The organism is Paenibacillus rhizovicinus (genome assembly GCF_010365285.1).
Taxonomy (GTDB): domain Bacteria; phylum Bacillota; class Bacilli; order Paenibacillales; family Paenibacillaceae; genus Paenibacillus_Z; species Paenibacillus_Z rhizovicinus.
The window spans coordinates 3419654-3442915 of the sequence record NZ_CP048286.1; the positions used below are offsets into that span (position 1 = coordinate 3419654).

Sequence of the window (23262 nt, forward strand, 5' to 3'; positions counted from 1 at the left end):
AGGCACCTCCGTAACGTTTTCATTTATGTTAGGTTTGATTATAATAAACGGATAACGATAAATGAAATCGCAATTTCATCAGTCTGCCATAGAGGTGATTTATATCAGTACAAAGCTTCATCTGGAATGGTACCGGATTTTCCTGCATACGGCGCATGCCGGCAATCTTACGAAAGCGGCGCAGGAGCTGCATGTCACGCAGCCTTCCGTCAGTTATGCCATCAAGCAGCTGGAGGAAGGCTTGGGGGTCAAGCTGTTCGACCGGCTGTCCAAAGGCGTCGTGCTGACGCCCGAAGGCGCGGATCTGATGAAATTCGTGGAACAGTCGCTGTCGCTGCTCGATGCCGGCGAACGCAAGATGGCCTCGCTCCGCAATCGCGCTTCCGGCGAACTTCGAATCGGCTCCAGCGGCCCGATGATCAAGCATCTGCTGCTGCCGCCGCTCGATAAGCTCCGCGACGAGACGCCGAACCTTGAAATCCGGCTCCATCAAGGGAAGACGGCCCAGATCGCCTCCTGGTTGAAGGAGAACCGGATCGATATCGGCATCGTGCATTTGCCGATGAACGACCCCGAGCTGGATATCCGGCAGCTCGCGGCCATTCAAGACTGTTTCGTCGCCGGTCCGCGCTACCGCCAGCTGGCGGAACGGCCGCTCTCCGCCGCGGAGCTGGCCAAGCTGCCGCTGCTGCTGCTGTCCAGCGGCAGCAGCACGCGGCAGTTCGCCGAGCGCTGGTTCGCCGCGCACGGGCTTGCCGTCGATGCCGCCTTCGAGCTGAACAGCTCGGACATGCTCGTCGAATTCGCGCGGCGCGGATATGGCGCGGCCTTCTTGACGCGCGCGTTCGTCCGGCAGCAGCTGGAGGACGGCGAGCTGTTCGAGCTTCGCGCCGCGGAAGCGATTCCGGAGCGGCGGATCGGCCTCGCGACGCGGCGCGGCATGTCGCTGCCGGTCATTGCGCAGTATTTCGTGCAGCTGCTGACGGAGCAGGTTTAAGCAGCCGGCGCGATGGGTCAGAAGCTTCGGAGCGGCCTAAACTTCACGGCCAGCACCTTGTCCGTCTTGACGTCGTATTCAATCGCCGCCTCGATGATTCCGCCCGGCTCAATCCAGAACCGGAAAATCTGGCTGGACGCTTGTTTGTTCAGGCATGCACAGCCGAACGGCCGGTAGCTGCGGATTTCCGCGTCCGGGTACTTTGCTTTCACGGCCTCTTCGGCATACCGTTCCCATCGCCCGTAGGCAGTGTTGCGGGCGTCGGTCTTCTCGATGCGAGACGCGAATGCCTTACCGGGGTCCTTCGCCTCGTCGACCGTCACGTACACGCCGAATTCCTTGCCGTTCTCCTGCATCCAGAACTTATACACGAATTGCTTGGCGGACGGCCATTCCGATTTGCAGCCTACGTACAGCAGGTCGACGAGGGACGCTTGCGGATAACGTTGACTCGCGGCCTTGCGCGCCACGCCAATCCACTTGATGTATTGGTGATAGCCGTCATCGGGATCATATTTCGTCGGAGCCGCCGAACTGGGCGAAGAGGGAACCGACACGGATAGCATGGCTGCGATCGCAAGAGCAATCAGGCTTTTCACGGTTACCCTTCCTTTCCTGCGGATTTTCGGTTATTATTCCACCTTTCCCCTCTTTGATCGCTGCCAATTTCTGCTCGCGAGCGCTGCTGGCAATGGCGTCGTGCCGCGCACCAAGAGTCGTCCCTCGTTCATCCGGAGACGAAGCATGGAACGACCTTTAAAGAACCTCTGTATACAAATGTATACAGATCGGATATGATAATAGATGTATACATTCGTATACAAAATCATGAATGGAGGTCGACCCATGGATACGAACGACCAGTTGCACCCGGAAGATCAGCAGCACGACGGCCGCGAACGCTCTCTTGAAGGCGAAGCCCTGCAAGAATCGGGCGAGGCTAATGGCCGCGGAGGCCAAGTTACGGAGGACGGGTCCGAAGATGAAACGCGCGGACGCAGTGGACGCGGGCATCGCCACGGCGAACATGGCGGACATGGCAAGCATGGCGGACGCGGCGGGCATAGAGGCCGTGACGGGCATCATTCCGCCGCACAAACTTTCCGCAGAGGACGCGCATTGGCTTTCCTTGAAGAGTTGCGCATCAAACGCGACGTCCTTCGCGCGCAGATGAACGATCCCGATATGGGCATCATCAAAGAAGTCGTCAGCGGAGAGCTCAAAGCCGTGGACGAAATCATCACGCGGTTCATGCATACCTTCGAGCTGCATGAGACAAACGAATCCTGAACGGATAAAGAACCGTATCCTGCGCGGTGCAAGCGGTCGTTGATTGGTACGGCCCCGTCAACTTCAACGATATGGACGCGCAGTTCCGTAAGAGCGGCATAGGCGAGCCATCGCACAGCGCCCCGGATTCACCGGAAATCCCTATATTGGGGCGCACCGATCGGCGACAACCCCGAACTCGTTCGCAAGGCGAGCGCCGAAACGTACATTAAGGCCGACTCGCCGCCTTTCCTCATCCAGCACGGAACGCAGGACGTTCTGATCCCCGTCGAACAGAGCATCGCATTCGCCGCGGCGCTTGAGCAAGCCGCAGGCACGGAGCGCGTAACGCTCGATTTCATCGAAGACGCCGGACATGGCGGTCCTGCATTCGAAGCGTCGGCGAACATCGGCCGAGTGCTCGATTTTCTCGACCGGCATCTCTCCGCTCCCGCGCAGTAGTCAGCCGGCTGCCCCGTTCGTCTCGCCCGACGCCCTCACTTGCAAGCGGCCGATAAAATCCCGCACCGCATGGGAGATCCACTTCTTCGGATGCATGACAAGCTGAAGCGACAACCGAATATCGGGGTGGGCGAAAGCGAGCGCAGCCAGCTCCCCGCGGCGGATCTCTTCTTCCGCCGCCATCCGCGGCAGCAGCGCGATGCCGTCCCCGGCCATCACGCAGCGCTTGATGGCCTCGGGATTGCCCAGCTCGAGGCCGACGCGGAAGGCGATGCCGTTCGTCCGCAGCACCTTCTCCAGCATGATGCGGTAATTGCAGCTCTCCTCGCTCATAAACCACTCCATGCCGGCGAGTTCCGGCAGCCGGATAATGTCCTGTCGCACCAGAGGATGGCTTGGATTGGCAATCAACACGAGCGGTTCCTCTCGAATCGCCTGCCATTCCAGCAGCGGATCGGTTGGACCGCTTCCCAGGATGAGTCCCGCATCGAGTTCCCCTTCCCTGACGAGCTGGACGATCGTATCTTCGCGATCCGGCTGCAGCCGGATCGAAAGCTCGGGGTAATCCCGCCGCATGGATTGGATATACGGCGGGAGATAGTACGAAGCGACGGAATCGATCGTCCCGATCGACAGCGTTCCTCCTCCCTGGCGAGCCAGCCGCTCCTTCGACTCCTGATAGAGATCCAGCATCTGCACGGCCAGCTTCAACAGCTCCTCGCCGGCCGACGTTAGCCGCAGCCCCCTGCCGAACCGCTCGAACAACTCGACGCCGTAGGCCTTCTCCAGCTTCTGAATCTGCGTCGTCACGCTGGATTGCGCGTAGCCCAGCTCTTCCGCAGCCCGGGTGATGCTCTGGCGCAGCGCGACTTCACGGAACGTTTGCAAATAAACCAGGTCCATTTTTCCGCCTCCTCTATCATCAATATTATTGATTTCTCTTATCATTTATTATAGATAACTCCGATACCTCGCGTCATGCTATATTGATTTCACAACCACATTTTCGGAGGTGCGGCTATGTTGAAGGAAGCGGATTTAAGAGGGATTTTCGTCCCTGTCGCCACGCCGTTCTCGGCTGACGAATCACTCGACGAAGCATCATTCGATCGTTATTTGCGGCACTTGCTCGCCCATGATATTCAAGGTCTCGTCATCAATGGCACGACCGGCGAATCTCCCACGGTATCCTGGGACGAAGTCGAGCGTTTGGTTGCGCTGGCTAAGGCCGTCATGGCAGCTATGCATCGACAGGTTCCGATCATCGTCGGCACCGGCACGAACGATACGCGGACGACCGTACGGCGCACCGAACTGGCCGGCCGGCTAGGCGCGGACGCGGCGCTCGTCGTCGTGCCTTACTATAGCAAGCCGCCGCAATCCGGCATCGCGGAGCATTTTCGGCGGGCCTCGGAGACGGGTTTGCCCGTCATTGCCTACGAGGTCCCGTCCCGGACGGGCGTTCGTCTTCAACCGGATACGGCCGCGGCGATTTTGGAGCTGAACGGCATTATCGGCATGAAGGACAGCTCCGGCGGAATCGAGCTTATCTCGGCTGTCACGACGCTTAGCGGCAAGCCCGTCCTGTGCGGGGAAGACGCGGACTTCTACGCCATGCTGCGCCAAGGCGCGTCCGGCGGCATGCTCGCATCGGCCAACCTGCGGACAGACGCGTTCATCGGCATGTACCGGCAGTTTCGGGCAGGCGACACCGGGCAGGCGCGCCGAACGTTCGACGCGCTTCTTCCGCTCATCCGGCTGATGTTCGAAGAGTCCAACCCCGCCCCGCTGAAATGGCTGCTGGCCGGCCAAGGCCTCATCGCGTCCGATACGCTTCGTTCGCCGCTGCAGCCGATCACGGTCGGGCTGCAAGCCAAGCTGGAGGAAGCCCTGCGGGAGGCCTACTGAGTGGCAGCCGATTCAGGCACGAATGCCCACGCTCCCGCCGCTAGAAAATGAACCTCGCGCCCCATTTCCTATTTTCGACAAATTCTCTGGCACGATTGTCGAATGGAGGGAGCTGTGGTACGATTTTCCTAAAATCTTCTAGTGGAGAGTGGACCTGCCTTGAAGCAATCGGAAACGCTGCATAACCGCAATAAATTACTCGTTTATATCATTTGGGCGATGCTTGCGCTCGGATTCACGGTCGATGCCTTGACGGGCGCCCCGATGAAATCCATTACCATCCTGCTGCTGGTCGGAGGCGTGACCTGCACCGCGGCAACGGTTCTCACCTTCAACCGCTGGTTCTCCAACTACATTATGTATTTCATATCCGCCATCGTGACGGTACTGACATTGCTGCTCATTATGACCGGTCCGATTTGGAGCACTTATCTACTCGTGTACGTGAATCTAGGCATCATGACCTTATACAGCAATTCCCGCTCCATCGCCTTCTCGGGCATCTCCGGCGCAGGCCTGACCGTCTACCTGTTCCTCAGTCCTTATTCCGCGGATCTCTTCGGCGAACAGGACGCATTCTCGCTCTTGATGTATCTGGTGCTGTTCGCGGCGCCGCTCTACGCGTCCGCCAGGTTCAGCGAGCGTCTGCAAACCGAAGTATTCGCCCAAAGCGACAGCGCGATCCGCGAGAAGAACCACACGCAGGCCATCGTCGACCGCGTCTCCGGCTCCCTCGGCACGCTGCATGCATTCAGCGCCAATCTCAAGACGAACATTGCCGCGACGAGCGTCATCTCGGGCGAGGTAACTTCGTCGTTCGACGAAATCACCGGCAGCATCGGGACGCAAACGGCCAGCGTGACGGATATTAGCGCGACGATGCAGCTGTCCCGGCAATCCGTTGCCGCGCTCGCGGAATTATCGACGGAAATGCGCGAGCTCTCCGCCAGCTCGGCGCAGCTGTCCAGCGCGGGCAGCGGCAAAGCGGAGACGCTGGAGAAACAAATGAATCAGGCCAACGAAACGATCCGCGCATCCGCAAGCTTGATGATCGAGCTGCGCGAACAGACGGCGGCCATCGGCGATATCGTCTCGGCGATCAAGCATATTTCGACGCAGACGAATCTGCTCGCGCTGAACGCCGCCATCGAAGCGGCCCGCGCCGGCGAGCATGGCAAAGGCTTCGGCGTCGTGTCCGTCGAAATCCGCAAGCTTGCGGAATCCTCCCGGCAATCGACCGAGGAGATCGAGACGATCCTGGAGATGATCCGCTTGAAGGCGGGCGAAGCCGCCGAGACGGTCGACGAGGGCCGGGCGGCGATCATCGAGAGCAGCTCGGCAGCGGTGCAAGTGGCGGCAGCCATGCAGGCGATCGCCGGCAACTCGGGCGAGGTGGAACGCCAGTCCGAAGAAGTGGCGAGCTCCGCGGGCGACCTGCATCTTCGTTATGCCAGCATGGCCGACCAGGTCGCGACCATCGCGGCGCTTACCGGCCAGAACATGACCGCGATTCAAGAAATCGCCGGCAGCATGAGCACGCAGGACGCCCGTATCGCCGACGTCATGAACAGCTTCCTGCAGCTGGATCAGCTGGCAACGGAGCTTAGCCGCATGGCCGGACAGGACCAGTAAGTTCCGGTATCCGGCGAAGTGGTTGGGTGTCCAGCGGCCTGATTAGCAGGTGCGGCCTCCGCCATCCTCTGATCAGAACAAACATAACGTCAGCTGTCGGTTCTATTCCGACGGCTGACGATTTTTTATCTATGACTATCACGCTGCTGCAAACACGCTATTGGTTTCCGTTCGTCGTTTCCATGCGGTACACGGCTTGCAGAACCCTCCGCGGCCATTCCCTACTAGATACGCCGGACCGATACTGTTAGAATGGGACCAAAAGACACCGTGCGCCAAGCAGCGGAATCGGCAACAGCTGCCATCCTCGTCAGGCCGCCGCATGCGGCACGGATTGAAAGAAAGGAACTTATTCTAACCATGTCCCAACACGCGCTCTCGCCGTCGCCTTCGGCGACCCAAGCCCCGGCCGCGCTTTCCAGGGGTCTGCTGCTGCTAATGGCACTGGCCGCCGGAATGACCGTTGCCAATTTGTATTACAACCAGCCGCTGCTCGCCGACATCGGCCGCGACTTCGGCGTAGGTCCGGACGCTGTCGGCTTCATCTCGACATGTACCCAAATCGGCTACGCGCTCGGCATGTTCCTGTTCGTCCCGCTAGGCGACATCAAGGAACGCAAAGGACTCATCACCATTCTGCTCGCGCTCGTCTGCGTCTCCCTAATCGGCGTCGCGACTGCGCAAAACCTGCCGTGGATCTACATCGCCAGCTTCGCCGTCGGTATCACGACGGTCGTTCCGCAAATTCTCGTCCCGCTTGCCGCGACGCTCGCCGCGCCCGGCGAACAGGGCAAGGCAGTCGGCACAGTCATAAGCGGCCTGCTGTTCGGGATCTTGCTGACGCGGACCGTGTCCGGCTTGATCGGCGGCACCTGGGGCTGGCGCTTCATGTACGCGCTCGCCGCTGCCGCCATGCTTGCGCTGCTCGTGCTGCTGCGGATGAAGCTGCCGCTCAACAAGCCGACGGCCGACATTCGCTACGGCCAATTGCTCGGCTCCATGGGCGGTCTCGTGAAACGCTACGCGACGCTGCGCGAATCGGCATTGATCGGCGGAGCCAACTTCGCTGCTTTCAGCGTGTTCTGGACGGCGCTTTCGTTCTACGTAGAAGGCGAGCCCTACCATTACAGCAGCCAGATTGCCGGCTTGTTCGGCCTGGTTGGCGCCGCCGGCGCTTTCGGCGCGCCTGTCATCGGCCGATTCTCCGACCGGCTGCCCACGAAGTGGATGATTGGCATTCTGCTTGCGCTCAACCTGGTTTCCTACCTGCTCTTCGGCGCATTGGGCGGGTCTCTATGGGCGCTCATTGCCGGCGTTATTCTGCTTGATCTCGGCGTACAAGGTACCCAGGTCGCCAATATGGCGCGCATTTACGCGTTGAACCCCGAGGCTCGAAGCCGGCTGAACACCGTTCAGATGGTGACGACTTTCTTGGGCGGGGCATTCGGCTCCACGCTGGGCAGCTTTGCCTGGCGGCACTGGGGCTGGCACGGCGTGTGCATCGCCGGCGGCGGCTCGGTATTGTTCGGCTTCGCGGTCTGGGTGCTGCACCGGCTGCGCAAAGAAGAGTCCGTTTCCTAATACGGCGCTTTAAGCTTGCTTGCCTGCTCGTTTGCTCAACTGCTTGTCTGCTCGTTTGCTCAGTTGCATGCACACTTGTTCACTCGTTTGCTTAGTTGCTTTATTTGATCATTTGGCTCATTTGCTCATTTGCATGCTAACTTGCACGCTCACTTGCATGCTCACTAGCACGCTCCCTTGCACGCCAATTCCGCACAAAAGGCTCCCGCAGCATCATCGAAATGATGCTGCGGGAGCCTTTTCCATTGTCGCCTGCGCCGGTCTTACCGGGCATTCTCGCGGGCGGACTCTCTCGACAATCTGCGCCGTACCGCACCTAGCGCCGGAAGCGCGCAAATCCGTCCGATGTAGCGATCGAAGCCCTCCGCCAGCACGTCATGCTGAAACTCCGTCTTCGCGCGCTTGTAGCCGGCGCGCGCAAGCCGCTCTCGCAGCGCGGCGTCATTCGCCAGCCGAACGATGCCGGCCGCGATTTCATCCACGGATTGCGGATCGACGAGCAAGCCCGTAACGCCGTCCAGCACGGCTTCCGACGCACCGCCGGAACGCCCGGCGATGACGGGGACGCCGGCGGATGCCGCTTCCAGATAGACGATGCCGAAGCCTTCCGCGTCGCCCTTCTCCAGCTCCCGGCTCACCATGATGAATTGCTGGGACACATTATAATAATCGTTTACCCGCTCGCTGCCTTGCACGCTGCCCACGAACACTACCGCATCCGCGACGCCCGCCGCCTTGGTCAGCTGTTCCAGCCGCTCCCGGTCCGGCCCGTCTCCGACGATGACATAGACGGCGTTCGGAATCTTCTGCAGGACGGCCGGCATGGACGCAATCACCCTATCATGGCCTTTGCGCGTAACAAGCCGCCCTACCGATAGAATGACATATTTCCCTTCCAAGCCGTGCTCCCGAATCAGCTCCATGTCGGCCGGACGCTTCTCGTAGATGCGCTCCACGCCGGGATTGACGATGCCGATCCGGCGCGGATCGACCCCGTATTCCTCCACCAGCTTCTTCGTGAAATGGCTGTTCGTCAGCACGCCGTCGGCTTTGCGCAGAATCAGCTTCACGATCGCGTTCAGACCGATGAAACGCCTGAACATCAGCATATCCATGCCATGGGTCGAAATGACGTACCGCCGCCCGGTGGTCACCTGAAGCAGCAAACCGATGAAACCGATAAGCACATAACCATATATCGTGACGTCTGGGTCCTCGCCGCGCATCGTCCTGCGCACCTGTTTGAACAAGCGCAGCCAGCTGGTTACATCCGTACGTTCGTCCCGCAGGAAAGACCCTCGAACGATGCGGAACGACTGCCCTTCGTCGAATGCGGCGCTTCCCGGATATTCCGGGGCGACCACGGTCACGTCATGCTTCGAAAACTTGGAGAGGTTGTAATAGTAGTTCTGCATGCCGCCGATGCCTGGAGGGAACACGCCCGTTATAAGAACGACCTTCCTACGATTCCTCATATGTCTTCACCCTTCTCGTCATGTGGCTGACCGTTCTTACGATCGCCCAGAACATCACTTCGGCCATCATGTTCCATAAACGCGCGATGACGGATATATACAATGCGGTCTCGGAGCCAAGCTTCAGGGACAGGAAGTACACCAGAAACCCTTCCCGCACCCCTAGCCCGCCCGGCAGAGGGCTGAACAAGCCGAGCAGCCAAGAAGTCGCGAACGTCCCCGCGGCGTACAGCAAGCCGATATGGCCTCTGCCGAAGCTGTTCGTCAGCATCCAGAATGCGATACCCATGATGAAATGACTGCCAAGGAAGCAGACCAGATAGCCGAAGAACCGATTGCGCGACAATAAGGCATCCGCGCCGGTCGTCCGGAATGAAGCCGTCATTTTGCCGGCCGCCCGATGCAGCCATTTCCAGCGCGATGCCCGGACGAACAACCCGCGAACCGCAGTCGAGCCCTTGTCGTAATAGACGTATGCCAGTATTAACACGGCGAGAACGGCAACTATGCACAAGATTGGGGCAATGTCCAAGCTGACGAGCAGAATGAGCGCATAACAGAGCGCCGCGGAGACGAGCAGGACGTTCTCATAGACGATCGACGACAGCTGCGCGTCAAGCGCAACGCCCGCGCGCGAGGCAAGCACGACTCGGCCGGCGTAGTTCCAGAACCCGCCCGGGAGATACTTCGCGAATTGCGAGTCGATGAAGATGCGCAGGCCTTCCAGCAGCCGGAGCTTGCTGCCCTGCCGGTTCCGAATCGCCTTCTCCCCCGCCGCGTTCACGATCAAGACCCAAATGCCGGCCTGCAGCATCAGGAAGAACGCGAATACGAGCATGGACGAATAGAATTGCAGGCTTGCATGCGCCAGGAACGATTCGATATCCGCCAGCTTGAGCGGAATGTTCCGCATTACGAAGAAGATAATAACCCCGACAAGCGCAGCCTTCATAGCTGTCGGCGCCAACCTTCGCATCACCGCCACTGACCCAGCACCTCCTCGGGTTCGGTAGAAGCCATCCTTCAATTGTAAACCCGAACTGTTTACGTAATGTCATCCGAAATAGCGATTCAAATTAAAAAAAGCCGTCCGGGAATCGGCCCGGAACGGCTTGTTGAATTTCGTATATATCATTATAAATTGGTCATCCCGAGCGGCCCCAGCGGGTGCCCCGCTTCATAAAACGCCAGCGCCCGGTCGATGACCGAAACAAAGTCCGCCTCCGGATGGTCGACGCAATAATGATGCACGGCCATCATTGCGCCCATCACGGATCCGGCAAACAACAGCACTTCGAAATCGTTGCGAACCCGCCCCAGCCGCTTTGCCACGAGCTCCGCGATCATGAACATCGTTGCGTTCGTTTGCAGGAGCGAAGCGGCGCGCAGCTCGGGAACGGACTCCAAGAGCTTGAAGCGCTCATACAGCGACTCCTTCTCGTCGCCCGTCATGTCGGCAAACCCTTCGCGCACGGCCGCGCGGAACGCCTGAATCGGACTTAATTCCGCAGGCTGCCTCAGGAAAGCGGCGATCAGAAGCGGATCGTTGTCATCCTCGAGGATCAGCGCTTCCTTCGTCGGGAAGTAACGGAAGAACGTGCTGGGCGATATTTCGCTCGCTTCCGCGATCTGCTCGATTGTCGTCGCCGCGTAGCCCTGCTCGCGAATGAGCCGCAGACCTTGCTGCTGCAAGGTCAGGCGGGTCTTCCGTTTCTTCTTCTCCCGAAGGCCGATCTTCCCGGGTTCCGGAACTTCCGATGACATCCGCATCACCTCTTCTGTTTCATTGTATCCATAATCAGTTTTGAACTTCCATCACAGGTCCGTCAGCATCCGCGTCCGACTCTTCTTTGTTCTTGTCGGTCGAGACCCTGGTCCCAAACTCCGTTTGCTGCTCGGGTATGCTACCTACCTTCAACACTTCCCGCTTAAGGAAGAAGCAGATGACGACGACGAGCAGCGCGAAGAAGAACGATACCCAATAGAGATGCTGGAACGCTTCGGAGAAGACGCCTTTAATTTGCTCGATCAGACTTGGGTCGATATCTTTGGGAATGCCGCCTTTCGCGGCTTGGCCGAGCTCCTGCGCTTGATCGGCCGGCAGTCCGCTCGCCAGCCCGCCGATGCCCGACGTGATTTTGGCGGCCAGCAGGCTGCCGAAGATGCTCACGCCGATCGTCATGCCGAACGATTGGAACAGCGTAACCGACGTCAAGGCGATGCCGCTGTGTTCTTTGTCCACCGACTCCTGCACGATCAAGCTGTTATTGAATATGACTCCGAACCCGAGTCCAAGAATAACGAAGTACCCTAGAAGCGTGATGATCGCCGTATTCATGTCGACGCCGGTCAACAGGAAGAACGCGAGCGCCGGCAGCAGCATCGATACGATGAAGGTCGTGCGGTAAGGCACTTTCGTCATGAGACGTCCCGTAATAACGCTGGCGATCACGGCGCCGACCATGAGCGGAAGCGTCAAGTAGCCGGATTCGATCGGCGTCAGGCCGAGCACGTTCTGAGCGAAGAACGGGAACGAAGCGAACGAGCCCATAACGCCGCAGACGAGAACGAAGACGATGATGGACAGGACGACGAACGTCCGGTTTTTGAATAAATGCATCGGCAGGATCGGCTCTTTGGCCTTCCGTTCGACGAAGACGAAGATGACGAGCAGCACCGCACCGAGTATCCATAGGCCGATCAGCGTCGGAGAGCTCCATGCGTACCCTTCCGTCTCATGCAGCACGGGCGTCAGCAGCAGCGAAACGATCGAGCTGACCAGCAGGAATGCGCCTGCCCAGTCGATGCTGGCGTTCTTGTTGCCGGTCGATTCCCTGAGTCCCGCGGACAGCACGATCGCAGCCACGACGCCGACCGGGATGTTGACCCAGAAGATCCAATGCCATGAAATATGCTCGGTCAGATAACCGCCGATGAGCGGCCCGAGCAGCTGCGGGACGAACATGATCGCGCCGAAGACCCCCTGCATCTTGGCCCGTTGTTCAACGGTGAAGGTGTCCCCGAAGATCACCATGGCGAGCGGCATCAGACCGCCGGCGCCGATCCCTTGAATACCGCGGCCGAGCAGCAGTACGGGCATGTTCTCCGCGAATCCGCTCACGATGGAGCCGGCGATGAACAAGCTCATGCTTAGAATGTAAATTTTCTTGCGGCCGTACAGATCGGCCAGCTTGCCGAGAATCGGCATGAAAGCCGTCATGGTCAGCATATAGATGCCGGCTACCCAGCCATACAGCGACAATCCGTTCAAATCGCGGATAATCGTAGGCATCGCGGTGCTGACGACCGTCTCATCGAGCTCCGCGAACACAATCCCGATAATCAGACCGATAATAATGAGTGCCTTGTTATTCGTGCGTGTCAAAATGTTTGCCTCCTCTTTCGTGCGTTTCGCATAATGAGAGTGTATATAAAATAATAGTTACTGTCAATTTGAATCATATGTCAAAATTATTAAGATTGCTGCTCTCACGATAATAACGAAGATACCCGCGGATTATGAACGGAGGATGAACACACTTTAGCGCCATAATGGCATATCATGATCACATTACTTGCCAAAATGGAGATGAAGCGATGTCAGTCCCCATCCGAGCCAGAATAAACAGCAAGACCAAGATAGATGTCTTGATCCCCGCGATCGAGAAAGATTTAGTCACGCTCCCCTACGTCATCGACGCCGTCAGAAAACAAGTGAAACATCCTATCGGGCAAATCATGATCGTCTCTCCGGACCGCCCCCGGATGCGGAATCTGTGCAGGCGCAAGGGATGCCGATTCGTTAATGAAAACAGCGTGCTTCCAATCACGAAACGAAACATCCGCTATCGCTCCAAGAAATGGGAACGCTCCGGCTGGCTTTTTCAGCAATTATTGAAGATGAGCGGCGACAACCTGGGCAATTCCAACTACTTTTTGGCCATTGACGCGGACACGGTGCTCATTCGTCCGCATGTATTCAGGATCGGCGCAAAGACGTTATTTTATTGCCGGAATTGGAGCCAGCCTGAATACTTTAAAACCTACCGGAAGCTTCTGGGCAGAAAGGCAGCCTCCCCTTCATCCTTCGTCACCCACTACATGCTGTTCGAGAAATCGAAGCTGCGGCGATTGAAACGCGTCATCGCGGCGAAACACCGCATGAGCTGGTACGCGGCGATCCTGAAAAAGATGGACCGCACGAAGCAGTTCGCATTCTCCGAATTCGAAACGTACGGCAACTTTCTCTATGCGAACAATCCGAGCGGCGTCCTTCTCAGGAAGGCGCTGAACAAGAGCCTGTCGACGAACATCGCGCAGCTCTCCCCGGGACGAAGGAAGACGCTGGCGCGGAAGTACCGCTCGCTCTCCTTCCATAAACGCAAAGGCTATGCAAGGAGTAAGAAGCGATGATTTGAATTTGGATCAGGCTTCAGAAAGGATTCGAATTCCACTGTAACGATCGCCAGCCCTAATCTTTAGAGAGGAGGATTGCGCTTGCGGATTGTTCTATTGAGCGGCGGCTCCGGCAAGAGACTGTGGCCGTTGTCGAACGAGATTCGCTCGAAAATTTACTTGAAGCTCCTCCCCTCCGAAGACGGCGGCAAAGAATCCATGATTCAGCGGGTATGCCGACAGTTGGAGGAGGCCGGATTGCTCCCTTACAGCTCGATCGTTGCTCATCATAGCCAAGCTGAAATTACGCAAAATCATGTGGGCAGCCGCATTCTGTTCCATGCGGAGCCGCATCGAAGAGGGACGTTCGCGGCGGTTGCCCTGGCTGCAAGCTATTTGCATGCCCGGCAGCTGGCGGCGGCGGACGAAACGATCTGCGTGCTGCCGGTCGATCTATTCGTGGAGTCGGAGTTTTTCCGGTTGCTGCACGCGTTTCCCGATGTTCTTGCGCAATCAGGCGCGGATTTGGGCCTGCTCGGTACGACGCCGAAGCATCCCTCCAGCCAATTCGGATATATCGTGCCGCAGCCAACGGACAAGGGCGATCATACATCGCAGGCCTACGCTGCCGTTGATCAATTCATCGAGAAGCCGAACGAAGAAGCCGCGCGCCGTCTGATTGACAAGCAAGCGCTGTGGAACTGCGGCGTGTTCGCGTTTCCGTTGTCGTTCATGCTTTCGAGTTTGCAGAGCAAAGGTTTGCCCGTGGACTATGAAGACCTGCTTGATCGCTATGAACAGCTTCCCGAGGTTAGCTTCGATGTCGAGATCGTGGAGAAGACGCAGCGCCGCGCGGTGATTGCCTATGATCAGGCTTGGCGGGATCTTGGCGACTGGAACGCGCTCCCGGATTATTTGGGCAGTCCCGTCATCGGCCAGGGAGAGATATCAAGCGACTCCGTTCATACGCACGTGGTCAACGAGCTCGCTTGTCCGATTCACGTAATCGGCCTTTCCAATGTCATCGTCGCTGCAAGCGCGGACGGTATTCTCGTGGCCAGCAAAGACAAATCCAATCAGATCAAACAGCGGTTAACCGACGGGCAGCAGCCCCGCTTCGGGGAGAAAAGATGGGGAACCTATCACGTGCTGGACGATGCCAAGACAGATGCGGAATCGGAAACCTTAACGCAGAAAGTCACCCTCCTGCCTGGGAAAAATACAAGCTATCATCTTCACCGGAAGCGAACGGAGACGTGGATCATCCTCTCGGGCACTGGAGAATTCCTCTTGGACGCCGCGCATATGCAGATACAAGCCGGGGACGTGCTGCGGATCCCCGCCGGATCCAAGCACGCCGTCAAGGCGATTACGCCGCTTACGTTCATTGCAGTCCAGATCGGCGAGAATTTGCTGGGTGAAGAGGACGTCCTGCGGATCGCCATGACATGGGAGGAAATTATCCGAGCTAGCAAGATGGGCTGAGTGCGGGAATTCCTTTAATCGGATATAGAATTTAGGGGATTAAGGATTCAAGGGGCTTAAAGACAAAGACGCTGGAGCATGGGCCGCTCAAGCGTCTTTGTTGTTGTTTCGACTGGGCTTGGACGCTGCCGCTTTCATCGCGCCTCAAGCCGCCGGCCGATTTCCCAGTGGTGGCCGAACGGATCGGCAAGGCGGCCGATGCGCCAGCCATGCCCTTCGCCGACCGGCGCGATTTCGGCCGCCCCGGCCGCGATGGCCTGCCCGAACACGGCATCCGGGTCGCTCACGGTCAGAATCATGCGGACTGATCCGCCTCCGCTCCCTTTGTCAGGGGAGGAATCGGGATCCTCCTGAATCCAGAAGCCCGCGCCGCCTACGGCGAGCTCTGCGATTACGAGCCGGCCGTCCTCTTCCTCCAGCCGGTACAACTCCACGGAGCCGAACGCCGTTTCGTAGAACCGCAGCGCCTCGGCAGCATTGCTTACCGAGAGCCACGGGGCGATTGATGCTGCGGACGGGACGTATCCTTTATGTTCATTCATTAGCCGTTCCTCCTGTCGATATGGCGAAGAATATACCTTTATTATTCGCCGGATGACTGATGTCTTCCTGTTCGCCTAACCTTCAATGGTCTTGCTCGCCACGCCACCAGGCAGTGCAGGGGATAGTGCAAACGGACTGATTTTTGCGGCGGGTGATTCTCATTCAGGAAATTATAGTAAAATAGAGTAGTCATAGGACAAGCATCATACAAGGAGTTGATTGCATGCAGCAGAACAAATCGAACGAAACGGGTCATCGATCCAGAGCCGCACGCGTGCGGGAGAAGAAAGCCGGATCCAGCGGCATGCTGCTGACGACCGGGGCTTTTCTGATCGTGCTTTGCGCTATCTTATACGGTATATTCGCTTCGCATAAAGACTCCGGGTCTAAAGCTCTCGAGGCTTCCACGCCGCCTGCGGCGGGCAACGCTGCCAATGGAGGAGCCGGTTCCGGTACGAATCAGAATCAAGGACAAGCCGGCGATTCGGCTAACGCCGGCGCAAGCGCCAACGACTCGGATACCGCGAACGCTCCAGACTCTGCGGGTACGACCGATTCCCCGGGCGCGGCGGGAAGCGCCAATGATGCGGGCACGGCGGATGCCGGCCAGCCGAGCGCGAACGCGCCATCCGATTCCAACGCCGGCGACGCGCCTGCTGCCGGCGATTCAGTGCCCGATTCCGGCGGAAACGCCGCTGCGGATACCGGGACCGACACTGCTCCGGCCGCCGATCCCGTTAAGCAAGAGCCTCCGAAACAAACCGGATCGGATAAGGGAACCAAGGCGCCCGCCGTCTCCGGCCACGCTTCGGGTTCGAAGCTCCCGACGACTTACGTCGTGAAGAAAGGCGATACGTTATCGACGATTTCCTTGAAGTTTTATCAATCCAAGCAGTATGTGGCCTTCTTGGCGAAACGCAACGGGATTGCGTTCGTGAACGACATGAAAGTCGGTGATACGATTAAGATTCCCGCTTTGACCTCGGATGCGGCATCGGTACCCACCAAGCCTTCAAGCGCGGATTATTCCAAGGTCAAGCTGCCGGCAACCTACCTCGTTACTCCCGGCGATACGCTGTACCGCATTTCCGTGCTGTTCTACCAATCGGGCGACTACGTGAGCTTCCTTGCGAAGCAAAACAACCTCAATGAGAAGGAAGGCCTGAAAGCCGGCATCTCGCTCCGCATTCCGGCCAAGCCCGCAGCGAAATAAGCTGCTGGCATGCCTAGTTGGCACTTTAGAAAGAGCCTTCGCTCCGACCGGGAGTGAAGGCTCTTTCTAAAGATTGTGCCCCGTCGGTTATTTACCCGGGCGGACGATGGTGATATTGGCGCAGCCGCTCGCGCCGTTCCAAGTTACGGGGTAGCCGAACGCGGCCGTTACCGCGCGAATCGGAACGTAGGCCGCGCCGCCGCGAACGATCGGCTGGATATCCGCCGCCCCCTGCTTGCCGTCGATCCACAGCGTGAGCGCCCCCTTGCTTGCCGGCTTCGCTGTAGACGGCTTCGTGCGGATCAAGATACTGTTCGTCGCCTTGTCCCAAGTCACGGGCTGACCGCTCAGCGAAGCTACGGCCCGGACGGGTACGTAGATCCGCCCGCCGACTGCCAGAGGTTTAAGCGCCGCATCGGCTGCAGGCACGCCGTTTACGGATAGGAACGGCGCGCTCGCTGCCGCCAGCTCCGTATCCGCCGGAAACGGCATGCCCGAGCCGTTGCCCGTAATCGACAATTTACCTTTTCCCGGCAGGATCGGTTTCATCGTTCCGTCCGGCGCCTGCCCGAATGCCGGCATCCCGAATTGTACGTCATAACGCCCGAACGTCGTCGTTCCGCTGTAAATTACCAAGGGAGCTTGGCTCGAAGCGCCTGCCGCAGACGGCTGCCAATACACCCGGAAGAGACCCGACGCTTCGCCGTTGCCGTTGTTGCCGCTGAAATGAAGCGTCTCTCCAAAATGAACCGGATTCGGTTTCACGACAATCGAGGTCGGCAGCTTCTTCAATTGCTCGAAATCCGTCACGGCCTGCGAATCGTTCAACACGGTCGTCTTGCCGCCCAATCCGGCGCCGAGCGCCAGCTTGCCCGGACCCGCGATATACATCGAGAGGTAATCGTCTCCCGTGAACGAAATCTCCATCCCGTGGAAGAACCGATCGCCGAAGTAAGAAGGCAGCGTCTCTTCCACCCCCTTGTCCGCGAATTTCCTCACGATGCCGCAGACGGCGGCGATCCCCGTCCGATCCGCTTCATTGGCGCCCGACAGCGGGATATAGATCTGATCGCCATCCGCCATGTCAACGGTCTTCACGGTTGCCGGACCGCACGCCGCCGCTAACTCGCCGAGGGTCTTCGGCTTCGGCAGCTTGCTTCTCTCTTCGTCGTATGACGGCCGCTCATAGGTCAGACGAATGGAGCTTCCGTTCGCGCTGCCGAGCGGACTGGTATAGTAGAATCCCAGCTCGCCGGTCCCCGTGTCTCCGCCGTAGCCGAGACCGTCGGTATGGTTCGGATCGGCATGCGCATGCACCGCGTTCAGTTCTTGGCCATCCAGCAGCTTGTCCGCCATAATCGCGACGGTGCCGTCTTTCAGGTCGATCAGCGTCAGGAGACCGGTCTTGCCCGGACGGACTTCCAGATAGTCGTTGCCGACAGCCAGTACGGTGAAAACATCGTCCTGACCGGTCAGCGCAGGCAAATCGTATTCCTTCACCGCCTTCGCGTCGCCGTCGTACACCGTTACGATTTTGCCGTCCGTCAACGCGTTGTAGGACAGCCATTCTTTCGACTGGTACATCTGAAAGCTGGCCGTGTTTTGCTCATAGCGGGACTCGTAGCTGGCCTTCTTCTGGGCCACGATCGTCTGCTTGCGGAAGAGCACATTGTACGCGTCATAATGGACGGGGCCTGCGCCGTAGCGATCCACGACGGTTAATACCCAGTTATCGCCGCTGTAACCGCTCGCGTTGAAGGTCACTTCCCCTTGCAGCGAAACATTGAGCTTGCCGTAATCCACGGCCTGCGACTGATCGTCCTTCGCGATATACAGCTCCCCCGTCTTCCGATTCAGCCAGATCGATCCCCATTTCTGCCTGATGAAATCGTCCGCATGCGCGATGCTCACCGTTCTGCTCGCGGCATTCCACTTCACGTCCGCTCCCATCACCTCCGCGAAGAATCGCAGCGGGACGAAGACTTGACCGCCAACGGACTTCAACGGCGCCGTTAACGTAACAGTCTTGCCATTGACGGCCGCGCTCGCCGAGCCTTCGCCGAGCGTGACCGATAATTCCGGGTAATGCATCGTAACGGTACGGGTCGGCGCGAGCCAAGCAATCGTCGCGCCGAGCAGCTCGCCGGTATCCCGCACGGGCAAGTAGACGGTGCCGTCGGCAATGAATGGCGCGGTTGCCGGCTTGAATGCGGCACCGTTTACCGTGACCGTAATGCCCGCTGATGCGGATGAATCGGCCGTTGCGGCCGCGGCTGCCGGCTTGGCAGCGGTAAGAACCGGGGCGCTCAGCGCCATAGCAGCAATAAGAACGGCGTTCGTTGCAAGGGTACGCAATCGCAGCGATTTGCGGTGCATAATATCAGCCTCCTGTTTGGCCATCGTCATATGGAATAATGGATTCACCAATCATTGACGCATTTGGCACAAAATAGTTGCCGATTATTGCCGTCATTCGCCCTGCAGCTGTTCCGCCGTAATATGAAACGTCCATGGACCGCGAATAACGACATGCGGCCTGACCAACTTCAGCGTCGCATAGCTGCTGCCAGGCTCGGCTTGAAATTCCATGTAATCAATGGCGCCCGTCCGTTCGTTCAGCTTCGCCATGCTGCTCAAGGCATCGATGCTTAAATCATACAGCGACGACATGGCATGCTCATCATAATGCAGGTCGAGATACATGCGGACCTCGTTCGGATCGTCGGCCGTCCGTTCGACTTTCGTGATCGTGACCGGGAACCCGGCGATGTCGAATGTTTGATTCAGCTGCGCGTTGGGCTCCGTCGGCACGCGGATTTCGACTTCATCGTCGTACGTGACGCTGACTTCGGGCAGCGTGACCGTATAACCGCTCGCATCCGCCGACAACGGGAAGTAAAACTCGTCGCTCGGACTGCTCACGCCGGGGATTTTCTCGATGGCCGCCTGCTTGCCCGCATCGTCCGTTACACGCAGCTTCAAACGCTCATCGTGCATATAGACGCCGAATACCCCGTAATCGAACAGCTGATAGTCCTTCCGCTGCGGCGTTACCAGAGAAACCCTCGCTTTATCGCCCTGCTTGTCGGCGATCAACGTAATCGGAAGCCCGTTTACCGTCACCGTCTCGCCCAAATCGGAGTAGCTGCTCACCGATTTCGCCTGTTCCAGCGTCACCGGCACGTCGATGGCCGGGTCCAGCGGAATACGCAGCGTGATGCGCCCTTTCAGATCCAGCTTGCCCTTGTACCAGAACGAAGCGGTCCATTCGGACGGTCCCCAAGTCGCCATGGAGCGATTCACTTCATACGCGACTCCCTGTTCGTTGATCAAATCGATACGCTCGAATTGCCGCGCATTATCGCCTGCCATCGTAATATAGGTCATTTCTTCATCGGTCTGGAATCCGGTAATCATGATGGAGCCGTCCCCGGCCTTGACGGTAATCGGCTGCTTCAGCACATAACGGTCCGGCGTCGCATGCTCTTCTTCGACAACCCCGATCCCCGGCACGAACTGAAGCGCCTTCTGGATGGAGGCCCATACCTTCGAATGATTCAGAAGCAGTGCCGCCAGAACGAGAACGGCAGCTGCCGCAGCAATGGCCGATGCCTGCCGCTTGAAGCGGTTCCGCTTGCGCCGCCTGCTATCCTGAAGTTCCCGGGCGGCCTGCTGAACGCCGAGGCGGCTTCGTTCGCCAAGCTCCGGAGGAATCGGTATCGCTTGCAGCTGCTGTTTCAGTTGATTGTCAGGCATATTCGTTCTCCCCCTCCGCCTCGGCCCGCATCCGCAGCTTCCGTAAAGCCCGGTAGAGCAGCGTCTTGCCCGTGCCAAGCGGGATATCCATGATTTCCGCCATTTCGCGAATCGTATAATCGTAGTAATACCGGAGCAGAATGACGTGTTTCTCATCCGCGTCCAGCGCCTCGATCCACGTTCGGAGCGAGAGCGACAGCGGCAGGTCGTCATTCTCGTCGCCGATCGTCAATGCCTCGCCATACTCCGGCCTCCACGCCGCCTCCTGCTTGCGTTTGCGGAACAGATCGACGGCGCAGCCCATGGCGATTTTGATCAGCCAGGTTTTGAAATATTTCGGCTCCTTCAAGCCGCCAATGGACTTGAACGACCGGTAGGCCGTTTCCTGCACGATATCGAGCGCATCCTCGGGATTGCCCACGTACGCGTAGGCCGTGCGGTATATGTCCGCCTCATACTGTTGAAAAAGCTCCAAAAAGGCCGTTTCATCGCCCTGCCGAGCCCGCTTGACCCGTTCTATGATCGTCATCACCCGCTTCACCTTTGCATCCGCTTCTAAACATTAGACGCGCATAAGGCGTATTTGGCTTTGTCTTCGAAATTAATTTTAGTCGAAACATAAAAGCCGGAATACACTCTCACGAGCGATCCGGCATTCGGTAGTCCTTATCGATGTTTGTTACCGAAGTGCAATTTCTGTGAGCAGATGATAATCGGCGTCATACAGATTATTCCGAAGCGTTTTTTCCCCTAATATCGAATAGGGGTTTCTCCCGGATCCCCATAACGTTTGGTCTTGCTTGAGGAATAACGACTTTTCGCTGCCCACAAAGACGTTAGTAACACCAGTAACCGTAGGAATAAGCATCGGACGCTCTATCCATTTATTCATAACATCTATTCCGAGCTCCCCTAACCCGTTAGCTCCCCAACCATATAAGTCGCCATCAGCATTAACAGCAAAGAAATGGCTAAAACCGGATGCGACTTGTACGATATGACTTAATTCCTTGACCGGTGCCGGCGATATCGGAAACGCCATATCACCACTCCCAAAATAACTATCCCTTAGCTCATCCCAGCCCCAAACGGTGCCGTCTTTCTTTAACGCTAGTACAGCTGTATTATCCAGCGACACGCTTGTAACATCCTTAAGCCCCTTCACCTGTTTTAACTCGGAGCTGTCGCTTTGTGTCTGCCAGAGGGTTCCGTCATTTTTCAACACCATTGTATATGCATATCCCATTTGGACTTGCTTCACATCAGCCCAGTCCAATTGAATCGGACTTAATTCAAAAAGATCCCATGGATCATATTCAATTCCCAATCTTCCGCTATGAGTCGAACCCCAAGCATATACGGCTCCGCGATCATTAATAGCCATGACAGTCAAGCCGTTTGCTTCGATTGAAACAATATGCGCAAGACCCTCAACTTGACGGGGGATCTCGGTAGCCGTAAAGGATTCCTCACCATTCCCCCATGCCCCTGCAAAGTTAGATCCCCATACCCACACTGTTCCATCGGTTTTTAGCGCAATCCCGACATCCGAGTCCTCTTGAACTTGAGCAACATGATCTAGGATCTTCGTTGGCTTCTCAAAAAACTGGCCCCACGACCACAATTCCCCAGTATCTGTTACAAGTAAGATTTGTTGGCCGATGCTCGCCGTTTTAATCGGATGGGTCAGGAAAGGTTCGTGGTTTGCCCATTCACCTAGCTTCGCGGACTGGGCGTCCTGCTGCAGAGAAACAAGCGATCTCTGCAAATAGGGGGTTACATTTAACGTACTGATCTTGGCATACCCTCTAGCTACAAGCTCTCGATTAATCAAAATGCCGTCCTTCGTATAAATAGCAGCCCATAGGTTCTGGTTCCTGTCCCTAGCCCCCCAAAATTCCACATCGACGTTTGATCCTGCTGGCAACAAAGCCCGGATGGCTTCTGTCGCTTCCATGCCGTTTCGTATCGGCGACAGTCCCGCTAAACGCACATGTTCTGTTGCGTTCCCGTTGGGAGTTTGATAAGTAATGACAATGTACATCCCATCTTGGATCCCTTCAATGACCGCCGGGATTCGAGGTGCGGATTGAATGTGGACGGTATTCATTGACGCATCCCATCGCACCGTTGCACCAAATGCTTCCGCAACAAAACGTAGCGGCATCATCAAGGTCCCGTCTACGGTCATTCCCGGTGATGCTAGCTGAAGCTGCGACTCGTTCAACAGCACGGTTTGTTTACCGATTTGATAAAACATATGCTGGTCTCCCTTGGCTGCCCATAGATTAACCGAGATACCGTCCCAATCTACTTCGGCGCCTAACTGTTCGCAAGTTTCCCTCATGGGAACCATCACAGCTCCATTTACGCGAATCGGCGAAACCTCATAAGGTACCGGCATGCCATTAATTTGGACCGTGATAGCCTTCTTCTCTCCAGCCAAACCGTAGGACACAGGAATACAGAAACAGAGCAGCACAAAACCGCTCAGTAATGAAGCTATAATTATTCTCATAGACACTCTCCCCAAAATAAAGTCGAAT

Annotated in this window: 20 protein-coding genes; 9 read left to right on the plus strand and 11 right to left on the minus strand. The window is 57.5% G+C overall.

What is annotated here, in order from left to right; translation table 11 throughout:
* The first annotated feature begins 61 nt into the window (after window positions 1–61).
* Window positions 62–997 carry a LysR family transcriptional regulator gene (locus GZH47_RS15280; RefSeq protein ID WP_162640841.1) on the plus strand — a complete coding sequence of 312 codons (936 nt, stop codon included), beginning with the start codon at window positions 62–64 and terminating at the stop codon, window positions 995–997.
* Window positions 998–1014: 17 nt separating this feature from the next.
* Here GZH47_RS15280 and GZH47_RS15285 read toward each other — a convergent pair whose 3' ends face one another.
* Window positions 1015–1596 (minus strand): DUF3889 domain-containing protein, encoded by a 582-nt coding sequence (locus GZH47_RS15285; RefSeq protein ID WP_162640842.1) that lies wholly within the window; start codon window positions 1594–1596, stop codon window positions 1015–1017.
* A gap of 247 nt (window positions 1597–1843) precedes the next feature.
* Between GZH47_RS15285 and GZH47_RS15290 the strand changes: the two genes are divergently transcribed.
* Both GZH47_RS15290 and GZH47_RS34650 read left to right on the plus strand, forming a co-directional pair.
* A complete protein-coding gene (locus tag GZH47_RS15290; protein ID WP_162640843.1) occupies window positions 1844–2287 on the plus strand; it encodes a hypothetical protein in 444 nt (147 codons plus the stop codon).
* A gap of 159 nt (window positions 2288–2446) precedes the next feature.
* Window positions 2447–2728: an alpha/beta hydrolase family protein gene (locus tag GZH47_RS34650; protein ID WP_225446544.1), complete on the plus strand. Its 282-nt coding sequence runs from the start codon at window positions 2447–2449 to the stop codon at window positions 2726–2728.
* On the opposite strand, the gene GZH47_RS15300 is transcribed toward GZH47_RS34650, so the two are convergent.
* The gene (locus GZH47_RS15300; protein ID WP_162640844.1) at window positions 2729–3631 is read right to left on the minus strand and encodes a LysR family transcriptional regulator; all 903 of its coding nucleotides are present in this window, start codon (window positions 3629–3631) and stop codon (window positions 2729–2731) included.
* A gap of 117 nt (window positions 3632–3748) precedes the next feature.
* Here GZH47_RS15300 and dapA point away from each other — a divergent pair, with 117 nt between their 5' ends.
* From dapA to GZH47_RS15315, 3 genes are all read left to right on the plus strand, one after another.
* Window positions 3749–4636, plus strand: coding sequence for a 4-hydroxy-tetrahydrodipicolinate synthase (gene dapA, locus GZH47_RS15305; RefSeq protein ID WP_162640845.1), 888 nt, complete (start codon window positions 3749–3751; stop codon window positions 4634–4636).
* Window positions 4637–4795: 159 nt separating this feature from the next.
* Window positions 4796–6268, plus strand: coding sequence for a methyl-accepting chemotaxis protein (locus GZH47_RS15310; protein WP_162640846.1), 1473 nt, complete (start codon window positions 4796–4798; stop codon window positions 6266–6268).
* A 360-nt stretch (window positions 6269–6628) separates the two neighbouring features.
* A complete protein-coding gene (locus GZH47_RS15315; RefSeq protein WP_162640847.1) occupies window positions 6629–7849 on the plus strand; it encodes an MFS transporter in 1221 nt (406 codons plus the stop codon).
* Window positions 7850–8112: 263 nt separating this feature from the next.
* Here the strand turns inward: GZH47_RS15315 and GZH47_RS15320 are convergent, their stop codons facing one another.
* The 4 genes from GZH47_RS15320 to GZH47_RS15335 form a co-directional block, all read right to left on the minus strand.
* Window positions 8113–9324 carry a glycosyltransferase family 4 protein gene (locus GZH47_RS15320; protein ID WP_162640848.1) on the minus strand — a complete coding sequence of 404 codons (1212 nt, stop codon included), beginning with the start codon at window positions 9322–9324 and terminating at the stop codon, window positions 8113–8115.
* Window positions 9311–10300: a lysylphosphatidylglycerol synthase domain-containing protein gene (locus tag GZH47_RS15325; protein WP_162645268.1), complete on the minus strand. Its 990-nt coding sequence runs from the start codon at window positions 10298–10300 to the stop codon at window positions 9311–9313. Before GZH47_RS15325 ends, GZH47_RS15320 begins: the two co-directional genes overlap by 14 nt.
* A 158-nt stretch (window positions 10301–10458) precedes the next feature.
* Window positions 10459–11088, minus strand: coding sequence for an acyl-CoA-like ligand-binding transcription factor (locus GZH47_RS15330; RefSeq protein WP_162640849.1), 630 nt, complete (start codon window positions 11086–11088; stop codon window positions 10459–10461).
* 34 nt (window positions 11089–11122) lie between these two features.
* Window positions 11123–12709: an MDR family MFS transporter gene (locus GZH47_RS15335; protein WP_225446500.1), complete on the minus strand. Its 1587-nt coding sequence runs from the start codon at window positions 12707–12709 to the stop codon at window positions 11123–11125.
* Between the two features lie 212 nt (window positions 12710–12921).
* Between GZH47_RS15335 and GZH47_RS15340 the strand changes: the two genes are divergently transcribed.
* A complete protein-coding gene (locus GZH47_RS15340; RefSeq protein ID WP_162640850.1) occupies window positions 12922–13737 on the plus strand; it encodes a DUF6492 family protein in 816 nt (271 codons plus the stop codon).
* Window positions 13738–13821: 84 nt separating this feature from the next.
* On the plus strand, window positions 13822–15204 hold the full coding sequence (locus GZH47_RS15345) for a sugar phosphate nucleotidyltransferase (RefSeq protein WP_162640851.1): 1383 nt from the start codon (window positions 13822–13824) through the stop codon (window positions 15202–15204).
* 134 nt (window positions 15205–15338) lie between these two features.
* Here the strand turns inward: GZH47_RS15345 and GZH47_RS15350 are convergent, their stop codons facing one another.
* Window positions 15339–15746, minus strand: a complete 408-nt coding sequence (locus GZH47_RS15350) for a VOC family protein (protein ID WP_162640852.1) — start codon at window positions 15744–15746, stop codon at window positions 15339–15341.
* 224 nt (window positions 15747–15970) lie between these two features.
* Here GZH47_RS15350 and GZH47_RS15355 point away from each other — a divergent pair, with 224 nt between their 5' ends.
* On the plus strand, window positions 15971–16960 hold the full coding sequence (locus GZH47_RS15355) for a LysM peptidoglycan-binding domain-containing protein (RefSeq protein WP_162640853.1): 990 nt from the start codon (window positions 15971–15973) through the stop codon (window positions 16958–16960).
* Between the two features lie 87 nt (window positions 16961–17047).
* Here GZH47_RS15355 and GZH47_RS15360 read toward each other — a convergent pair whose 3' ends face one another.
* The 4 genes from GZH47_RS15360 to GZH47_RS15375 form a co-directional block, all read right to left on the minus strand.
* Entirely contained in the window at window positions 17048–19336 is a 2289-nt protein-coding gene (locus GZH47_RS15360; protein WP_162640854.1) for a copper amine oxidase N-terminal domain-containing protein, read from the minus strand.
* Between the two features lie 93 nt (window positions 19337–19429).
* Window positions 19430–20716: a hypothetical protein gene (locus GZH47_RS15365; RefSeq protein WP_162640855.1), complete on the minus strand. Its 1287-nt coding sequence runs from the start codon at window positions 20714–20716 to the stop codon at window positions 19430–19432.
* Window positions 20709–21245, minus strand: coding sequence for a sigma-70 family RNA polymerase sigma factor (locus GZH47_RS15370; RefSeq protein ID WP_162640856.1), 537 nt, complete (start codon window positions 21243–21245; stop codon window positions 20709–20711). The genes GZH47_RS15365 and GZH47_RS15370 overlap by 8 nt, the downstream gene beginning before the upstream one ends.
* A 150-nt stretch (window positions 21246–21395) precedes the next feature.
* Window positions 21396–23234 (minus strand): stalk domain-containing protein, encoded by a 1839-nt coding sequence (locus GZH47_RS15375; RefSeq protein ID WP_162640857.1) that lies wholly within the window; start codon window positions 23232–23234, stop codon window positions 21396–21398.
* Between the last annotated feature and the right edge of the window lie 28 nt (window positions 23235–23262).